The following is a 7,701-nucleotide window of genomic DNA, read 5'->3' as shown; positions in this document are numbered from 1 at the left end:
TCGGCGGCTATGTCGCCGGCTTCATCCTGTCGGTGCTGCTCACGGCCGCGTCGTTCGGCCTCGTGATGGGCGGCGTGCTGTCGCCGCATGCGTCGCTGGTTGCGCTCGCCGCGCTCGCGTTCGTGCAGATCATCGTGCATCTCGTGTACTTCCTGCACATGAACAGCTCGTCGGGCCAGCGCTGGAACGTGATGGCGTTCAGCTATACGGTGCTCACGGCGGCGATCCTGATCGTCGGCACGCTGTGGGTGATGCACAACGTCAGCATGAACATGATGTCGCGGTAGCGGTTGTCCGGCAGGCGATTCGCTCGGGCAGTTCGGGTTCTATCGTGGCGGCTTGATCCAGGGGCGTTTCGCGCAGTTCAGCCACCCGATGCGCTACCGGCGGCGCCGGCAGGCGCTGCACGGCTTCTCCAGGGCGACCCTGCCGTGGGTCGCAGGGCGCATCAACGGCAGGGTGCGACTGCGCATCCGTCTGTCGTAACTCAGCACGTTGCGGCGCTGCGCGACGTTTCCAGGAACGCAGGCATGAACGACCGTGCATCGCCCGGGCTCATGAGCGTGGCCGCGATCGGCAGTTTCGACATGCTCTCCGTTTCGCGAGGCCTGTCGCGGCGACGCAGCGTGATGCGAGACCGGCTGCCGCCGCGGGGCGCGACGAGCAGGCCGATCGTCAGCGTGCTCGAACGGCCCACGCCGCGATGATGTCGCGGCGCGACGTGCGGGCCCGCCCCTGTTGCGCGAATTTATTTGGCGACGAATTGACCGTAGTAGCCGTGATTCGGGAAAGGGTACGGCGATTGCGGATCCTTGAGCAGCGCTTCCGGGCCCCAGATGGTGACGAGGAGCACGCCCAGCATCGCGACGCCGGCAAGCCAGTGGCGCCCGTTCGGGCGCGGTTTGTTCCGCACGAAGTAGACGACGAAGCCGATGAAAAGCGGGAGGTACCCAAGCAGGGCGGTCACGAGGCCCGGGTCGTACCAGGCGGTTTGGCCGCGGCTGCCGAATGCGTTGAGCGATGACGATATGGACAGGGTGTGCGCGACCACTTCGACGGCGCAAAAAAGCATCGCGGCGATGGCTACTGACGCGCGTCCCCCCCACCTCATGACGGCCGCCACGCCCAGGATGAGCACGCCAAAGTTCGTGATCATGTCGGTGAGCTCGTTCATCGGGTACCGGTCGGGTGCGGCGGACCCCGAGATGGTGTTGTAGATGTAGTGGAAGCCGCCCGGGATGACCCACTCCTCCCAGACGTGGGGCACGATCCACACGGCGGTGAGTGCCGCCAGGCGATCTCCCCAGCCCCATGTGTTCCATTTGCGAATGATGAAGGCCGTGAAGGCGATGCCTGTTGCGGTGGCCACCCAGAGCCACACCGACAACCACGAATGGACGAGTCCGGTCATGAATCACTCCCTTTGCTGTAGTCAAGACATGCGATATTCAACGGCGCGCGCGAGCTGACGGACGCGTGCCACAAGTTGCCCGTGTCGATCGAATGCGGTCGTATCGGCGGGTGTCGAACGCACGATGCGCTAGAAGCGCGTCGACAGGCCGATGCGCGCGAGAACCTGAGTTCCGCTCGTCGACGCACTGCCAGGCTGGTTCAGCGCGTTGATCCACGCCTGCGTCACCGGCGCGTCTCCACTCGCGTGCTGATAGATACCTTCCACGTAGACGAAGGTCCGCTTGGACAGGTGATACTGGACCACGCCGCTGACCTGATGCGCCCGGTTGTTGTCCAGCACGGCGTTGCCGTCCATGAATGTGTAGTTCAGGCCGACGGCCCACGGCCCGCCTATGTCCCACTGTGCGCCGGTCTTGTACACGTTGATCTTCGCGTTGCTCGCGGTGTTTGCCGTGTTCGTATACAGCAACATCGCCAGCACGCTGCCGAAGCGGTAATGCGCGCCGAACCCGAAGTTGCGGATACTGCCGTCCCCGCCCTCGAAGAGGCCCGTGTACTTGACGTTGGTGTAGGCCGCGCCGAGCGCCAGTGGGCCATTCGTATAGTTCATCCCGAAGCTCAGCGTCGAATTCGCCGAGAATGAACCCGGGACGCCGCCCAATCCGTAGAGCGCGCCGAACTGCAGCGCGGAATTGCCCGGACTGCGGTACTTGACGGAGTTCGCTACGCGCGACGTCCCGCCCGCCCGGTCGAAGTCGAACGACCCTGTCGGGTTTCCCGGCACGCCAAGCGCGGCGAACGGGCCTTGCCTGAAGTCGTAGATCCCGCCTGCGAGAAGCGCGCCGTCGAAAAAACCGAGCGTCAGCGTCTCGTACATGAAGTCATACTGGTTGCCGAACGTCACCGAACCCAGGCGATCATTGGAGAGCCCGACATAGGACGTGCGGCTGAAGATGCCGCCCGCACCCGGGTTGATCGAACCGTTGCCGAGATCGAACTGCGAGGTCAGTTCGAAGATCGCATGGGTTCCGCCACCCAGATCTTCCGTTCCCTTGAGGGTCAGCAGGTTCGGCGCAAAGATGCCGCTGTCGAGGAACGTCTTCGAACCGCCGTGCTGATTGTTCACATAGGTCACGCCGGCATCGATCAGGCCCGTGACCGTTACGCTGCTCTGCGGAAAAGCGGAACCGGACGCCGACAGGGCAATGGCCCCCACGCAGAGCGGGATATTCTTTCGTTTCATCGTGATCGTCTCCGCTGCCGGCCGGCTTCGCCGACCCTGGCCAATCTCGTGTTGCCCCGGGCCGGCTTGCACGGCCCAGGTGGAAGTCCGGGTTGTTCGTCAGGAGTGCAAGTCAATAACTTGACGACGCCGGAACCGGGTGTCACAGGTATCGTCCGGGAAGCATGGATGGGTGCGGTTTCCATGACGCGGATCGCCGCTGGAAATCTCGTCGCGAGCATGCCGGGAGCGAAGTACATGGCGTGTCCGATGCCGCGGCGCTTGATCGCATGGCAGGCCGGCACCGGAGCGATTTCTCCGCCGGAAGTGAGGGTGGCAATCATGAAGAGGGGCGTCATGAACAGGAATCCTGGATCGACATGCCGGTTTCACCTTCCCGTGGAAATCCGATGATCTGCGTTTTCGGTGCATCGCTTCTTCATGTCCAGTCGCATGCCTGCTCGACTGGACGCCAATCGCCGCGCTAGTCGAATCGGGAAGACGTCGCGGGCACGACCTGTTCGAGCGGGCGCTCGGACACTTCCGCAAACCGGTCATGACTATCGGCAAGTGCCAACGGAATCTCGTGCTTCAGGAACTCCACCCAGGCCCGTGTCTTTGCATCGATGAACTGGCGAGATGGATAGATGACGTACAGGTTGAGCGCGCTCAGCTTGACGTCCTGAAGCACGCAAACCAGTTCGCCGCGTTGAAGCGCGGGCAGGGCCGACGCGGCGGGAAGCACGCCGATCCCGAACCCTTCCTGCATCGCGGCGAGCAATGCGCTCTCGTGATTGAAGGAAAGCCGGACGGGTAAATCCCGGATCCGGTCGAGCGCTTCCTTGCCGGCAAGCGTCCAGGTGCCTGTCGGCATATGCGGCGTGACCATGCGCAGGCAGGTGTGCCGTGCGAGATCGTCGAGGTTGCGTGGTGCGCCGTGGCATCGAACATACTCGGGAGATGCACACGCCACTGCCGCGACGGCGCCCAGCGTATGGGCAACCATATCGGAATCGGGCAGCGCGGGGGCCAGCACCAGGGCAGTGTCGTAGCCGCCGTCGATGAGATGCAACGGTGCGTCCGAAAGCACCAGGTCGACATCGATGGAAGGATGCTTCTCCCGGAACCGCAGGACGGTCGATACGCTTTCGCTCTGCCCGAATCCAAGCTGCGCGCATACCCGGAGCGTGCCGGTGGGATCTTCGATCGCCCCTCGGGCTTCCGCTTCGGCCGAGTCCAGCCATTTCATGATCGTCTTGCAACGCTCGAGGTACTTTTCGCCGGCTTCAGTCAGCATGAAGGTGCGCGTGCTGCGGTTCAGCAGTCGCGCCTGCAGATAGTTCTCGAGCTCCGATATCGCGCGCGATACCCGTGATGCGGAAACCCTCATGCGTTTTGCCGCGGGAGAGAACCCTCCCGAGGCAACAACCGTCATGAAGATGCGCATGTTCTTGATCGTATTCATCTGAGATATTCAACCTGGATTCCGCTTCCCGAACATCGAGTCCGTGCCGCCAGAGATCCGGCGGGAGTCTTGCCGCAGCCGCAGCCGCCGGCGGTCGAAGCGGGAGGTCTTGCACCGGTGCCGGCCCGCTTCCGGGCGCTCGCGGCGGCCTGCCAAGCCGTAGTCCGATCGCGTGGATGGCTTGTCGTTCGACGGTCAACCTTTCCGGCCGCGGATGCGGGAATCGCATCCCGGCGGACTGTCGCGCGTGTAACGTCAAGCTGTCTTCCGGCACCGTTGTGATGCTGGCCATGGGCAAGCGGCAACGAATGCGCTGCAGTGTCCAGATTGCGTCTGGTCATGACTTCGCCGGCTCGATCGCCGCGCAGGGGCAGGTCGTCGCACACGCGCCCGGGCAATGTATCGGGCGCGGGGTCGCCGCGCTTCGATTGCCACGTCCGTACCGGCATCCGATGTTTCGACTGCGCGGTTCGCGTACGACACCTGGCTTCCGTCCTGGCAATTACCGGCGGGTACCCCTGGCTTGAGTCCGCTGCCGTTACCGCTTGCTGCGTCACGTGTCTGGCCCGGGAGCGCATTCACGTGACGCACGTCATGTCAGCCCGGCGCGACGCCCGAGGCGGATCGCCCGGGCGGACGCCGACGCCGATGCTTCAGACGCCATACTCGCGGTAGATCTGCGGCAGGAAGCCGCCGAGGCAGGTGAACTCCGTCATGTCGTGCAGCGCCATTTCGTATGCGAAGTTTTCCAGTGCGACCTTGTCCATCCCCATGCGCTGGATCAGCGACTTCGAGAGATGCGCGCCGCCGGGGAACTTCTTGAAGCGATCGAAGGACGCGTGCGTCCCGATCCAGTAGCGATTGATCATCTCGAGCCCGGCCGGCGTGTCGCGACCCAGGTGGATCATCAGGACGAGCGGCGTATCGCGTGCGTCTGCCGGCGTGATGATCCCGCTGGCATTGAACGTGAACCCGTGTTCCTTCAGGGCAGCCTTGCTGACGCCGAAGCTTTCCGGCGTATCGAAGTTGATGTAGCCGTCGAGGAAGAGGTTGCCGATGTACTCGGTGATGTGGTTCGGGTTGCCATACAGGCGCTCGCCGTAGGACAGCTTCGAGTTGGCCAGCCGCTTCGGGTCTTCCACCGAGTTGTGGATATGCGCGTACGGGAACCACAGCATGTACCGTTCGCTTTCCAGCGGGTGCCACGTGAACCACCATTCGAACATCTTGGCGGTGACGCCCGGAAAGACGTGACGCGACTGCGCGTAGGCCAGGGGGCCTTCTTCAACCAGCGCATAGCCGGAGACCGGTGCGCTTTCGAAGGTGTGCATCATCTTGTCGAGACCTGCAACCGTCGGCGGCAGGACGTATTCCGGCGGCAGCGGGCCCTGCTCGAGGGCGTTCACCATTGCCATCGGTGCGACCAGGTCCTTCGTGAAGTACTTGGCGTATGACTTTTCCTGCACGAGCTGCTCGTTGATCGGCCAACGCTTCTGCATCGGCACCTGATAGTACGTAATCCTCGTCCGATCGGCTTCCGTGCAGCCACCGGCCGCCGCAGGCGTGGCCGCCATCGCCGACGGCAGCGTGTTTGCAACTGCAACACCCGCAAGAAGGGCCGGGGCCGCACCGAGAATCCGTCGTCGTTTGATATCCGTTGTCATCGCTTCGTACCTCATTAGTCGTACATATCACCTGGAACCACTCTCGATCACCCATCCGATGGTGGCCAATCAGAGTCCGGAAAAGACGCACACCGCTCTGATTTGTTCGAATTGCAAGCCGCGCAGCCGTTAGATCCTGAAACGGGGGCGAACCCCTTGTCTGCGCGGAATGCACCGAGACGCGCTGCGCTTCGGCGTTTTTGATACGCCGCAATCGCACCGCTATTCGATACTTGTGTACCGTATAGCGGTGCGATGCAAAGTCTGGCAAAATTTCACCCGGGCGTCAAGGGAGAAATGAAGTGACAGATGACCGGGAAGGTGATGGGGGCGGGAAACAGGTGGTGGCGCGTGCGGTATCGGTGCTGGAAGCACTCGAGGGGCAGGCGTCGGGCTTGAGCCTGGGCGACATCGCGAAGGCGACCGGCCTGCCGAAGAGCACGGTTCAGCGTCTGGTCGGCGCACTCGAGGCCCGACGTTTCGTGGTCGCCGGTGCGGCCGGCGTTCGCTTGGGTTCGGCGATCACGCGGCTTGCCGCGTCGATCCATACGGACGTGGTCGCGATCAGTGCGCCATTTATCGAAGCCGCATCGAGGCGATTGCGCGAGACGGTCGACCTGTCGGTTTTCCGTGGATCGCACGCGATGACCATCTTCCAGTACGCATCCGATCGGGAATTACGGGTCGTCTCGCCCGTCTGGGCGGCGTTTCCGCTCTATTGCACCGCGCACGGGAAAGCCATTCTGTCGACGCTGGAAGACGACGAGATCCGGAGGCTCGTGAGCGGCCATCTGGACGCGCGGAACCCGCGCACGATCACGGACATGCAGGCGTTGCTGGACGACATCGCCTCCGTGCGACGTACCGGATTTGCGCTCGATGACCAGGAGCACGAGGAGGGGGTGTGCGGAATCGGCGTCATCCTCGAGTGCCGAACGGACGAGCAGCATGCCCTCTCGATCGCCGTACCTTCAGTGCGGTTCGAGCGGCAGCTGTCGGAGATCAAGGGCACGTTGTTGAAATGCAAGGCGGAAATCGAAGCCCAGTTTGGTTGAGCCGACTCCAAACCCGGCCTAGGCTTGCGGGAGCGGCAGGCGGTCGCAAACGCACGATGCCTGCCACCCGATCGCCGAAGCACCAACTGTTGGACCCTGGGCAAATGTGAAGGCGCGGCGCCCGAAACGCCGGCACGCTGCCTGCCGCACGTCGGGAGCGCGTCGGCAGTGATCCGCGCGGTGGTGCGGCCGGCGCGTGCTCATGGTGCTCCGGCGGCCTGAACCCGGGCACTGCGGGAACAGGCTGGTCGAGCCGAAGGCGAGTGCGATCGCGTGGAGCCCGCGAATCCACAAGAGCGATCTTTCGCCGCCTTGCTACACCTTCGTTTCCGCATCTGGACGACATCGAACGGCACCCCAGGGACGATCGCGACGATGTGAACCCTTCCCTGCAACGCGATACCGACGGCCGAACGCGTTCGCGGGGAATGCACGCGCCGAGCCTTCGACAGGCGGTCGACACGGAGGGGGCGCCGCCATGCAGTCATTCAGTTTCTTCCGGGGCGCGTGATTGCGCATGGCGCGGACGCGTGCGCCGCCAGGCGACACTTCGAGCGAGCAGGCGCTGCGCGCCGGCGAAATGGCTGATCGAACCGGCCATCGTGGTGACTTCACCGCCAGCCGGAAATCGACAGGTTCAAGCAACGTGTGGACGCTGCCCGTTGGTAAAGCGAAGGCACGTCGAAGATCCATCGACAGCCAGGTCGGAAACAAAACTCAAGTGGCCGTATTGCGAATGAAATGCCTGGAGCACTTTACGCAACTTAACATTCCCGAACCGTGGTGAACGGTAACCAAGTCTACGATACGTGAATCGACGGTCCCTAAGGTTCGTCAGGTTTCGACCTCGTGCTCCGGCCGTACCCCGATGGTTCACTTGTT

General features: G+C 63.3%; 7 protein-coding genes and 2 pseudogenes. 5 read left to right on the top strand and 4 right to left on the bottom strand.

Annotated features, from left to right (window positions below):
• The 3 genes and pseudogenes from cyoD to GQ57_RS43935 all read left to right on the top strand — a co-directional run.
• A partial coding sequence (gene cyoD, locus GQ57_RS30115) for a cytochrome o ubiquinol oxidase subunit IV (RefSeq protein WP_034199773.1) occupies nucleotides 1-287 on the top strand: 287 nt, incomplete at its 5' end.
• Between the two features lie 19 nt (nucleotides 288-306).
• Nucleotides 307-486, top strand: a pseudogene (locus tag GQ57_RS43940) (NAD(P)/FAD-dependent oxidoreductase); the annotation flags it as partial.
• 44 nt (nucleotides 487-530) lie between these two features.
• Nucleotides 531-698 (top strand): annotated as a pseudogene (locus GQ57_RS43935) (DUF3331 domain-containing protein); the annotation flags it as partial.
• Nucleotides 699-748: 50 nt separating this feature from the next.
• Here the strand turns inward: GQ57_RS43935 and GQ57_RS42315 are convergent.
• From GQ57_RS42315 to GQ57_RS30090, 4 genes are all read right to left on the bottom strand, one after another.
• Nucleotides 749-1,411, bottom strand: a complete 663-nt coding sequence (locus GQ57_RS42315; protein ID WP_034199771.1) for an HXXEE domain-containing protein — start codon at nucleotides 1,409-1,411, stop codon at nucleotides 749-751.
• A 129-nt stretch (nucleotides 1,412-1,540) separates the two neighbouring features.
• The gene (locus GQ57_RS30100; protein ID WP_034199770.1) at nucleotides 1,541-2,656 is read right to left on the bottom strand and encodes a porin; all 1,116 of its coding nucleotides are present in this window, start codon (nucleotides 2,654-2,656) and stop codon (nucleotides 1,541-1,543) included.
• A gap of 463 nt (nucleotides 2,657-3,119) precedes the next feature.
• Complete coding sequence (locus GQ57_RS30095) at nucleotides 3,120-4,100, bottom strand: LysR family transcriptional regulator (RefSeq protein ID WP_052001532.1); 981 nt, start codon at nucleotides 4,098-4,100, stop codon at nucleotides 3,120-3,122.
• Between the two features lie 653 nt (nucleotides 4,101-4,753).
• Nucleotides 4,754-5,779, bottom strand: coding sequence for a DAPG hydrolase family protein (locus GQ57_RS30090; RefSeq protein ID WP_200878007.1), 1,026 nt, complete (start codon nucleotides 5,777-5,779; stop codon nucleotides 4,754-4,756).
• Nucleotides 5,780-6,066: 287 nt separating this feature from the next.
• Between GQ57_RS30090 and GQ57_RS30085 the strand changes: the two genes are divergently transcribed.
• Both GQ57_RS30085 and GQ57_RS42310 read left to right on the top strand, forming a co-directional pair.
• Complete coding sequence (locus GQ57_RS30085; protein WP_034199769.1) at nucleotides 6,067-6,819, top strand: IclR family transcriptional regulator; 753 nt, start codon at nucleotides 6,067-6,069, stop codon at nucleotides 6,817-6,819.
• Between the two features lie 517 nt (nucleotides 6,820-7,336).
• Nucleotides 7,337-7,606, top strand: a complete 270-nt coding sequence (locus GQ57_RS42310) for a hypothetical protein (RefSeq protein ID WP_152603388.1) — start codon at nucleotides 7,337-7,339, stop codon at nucleotides 7,604-7,606.
• The last annotated feature ends 95 nt before the right edge of the window (nucleotides 7,607-7,701 follow it).

The organism is Burkholderia sp. MSh2 (assembly GCF_000731655.1).
In the GTDB taxonomy this organism is placed as follows: Bacteria; Pseudomonadota; Gammaproteobacteria; order Burkholderiales; family Burkholderiaceae; genus Burkholderia; species Burkholderia paludis.
This window is presented reverse-complemented; position numbering and strand designations above follow the sequence as displayed.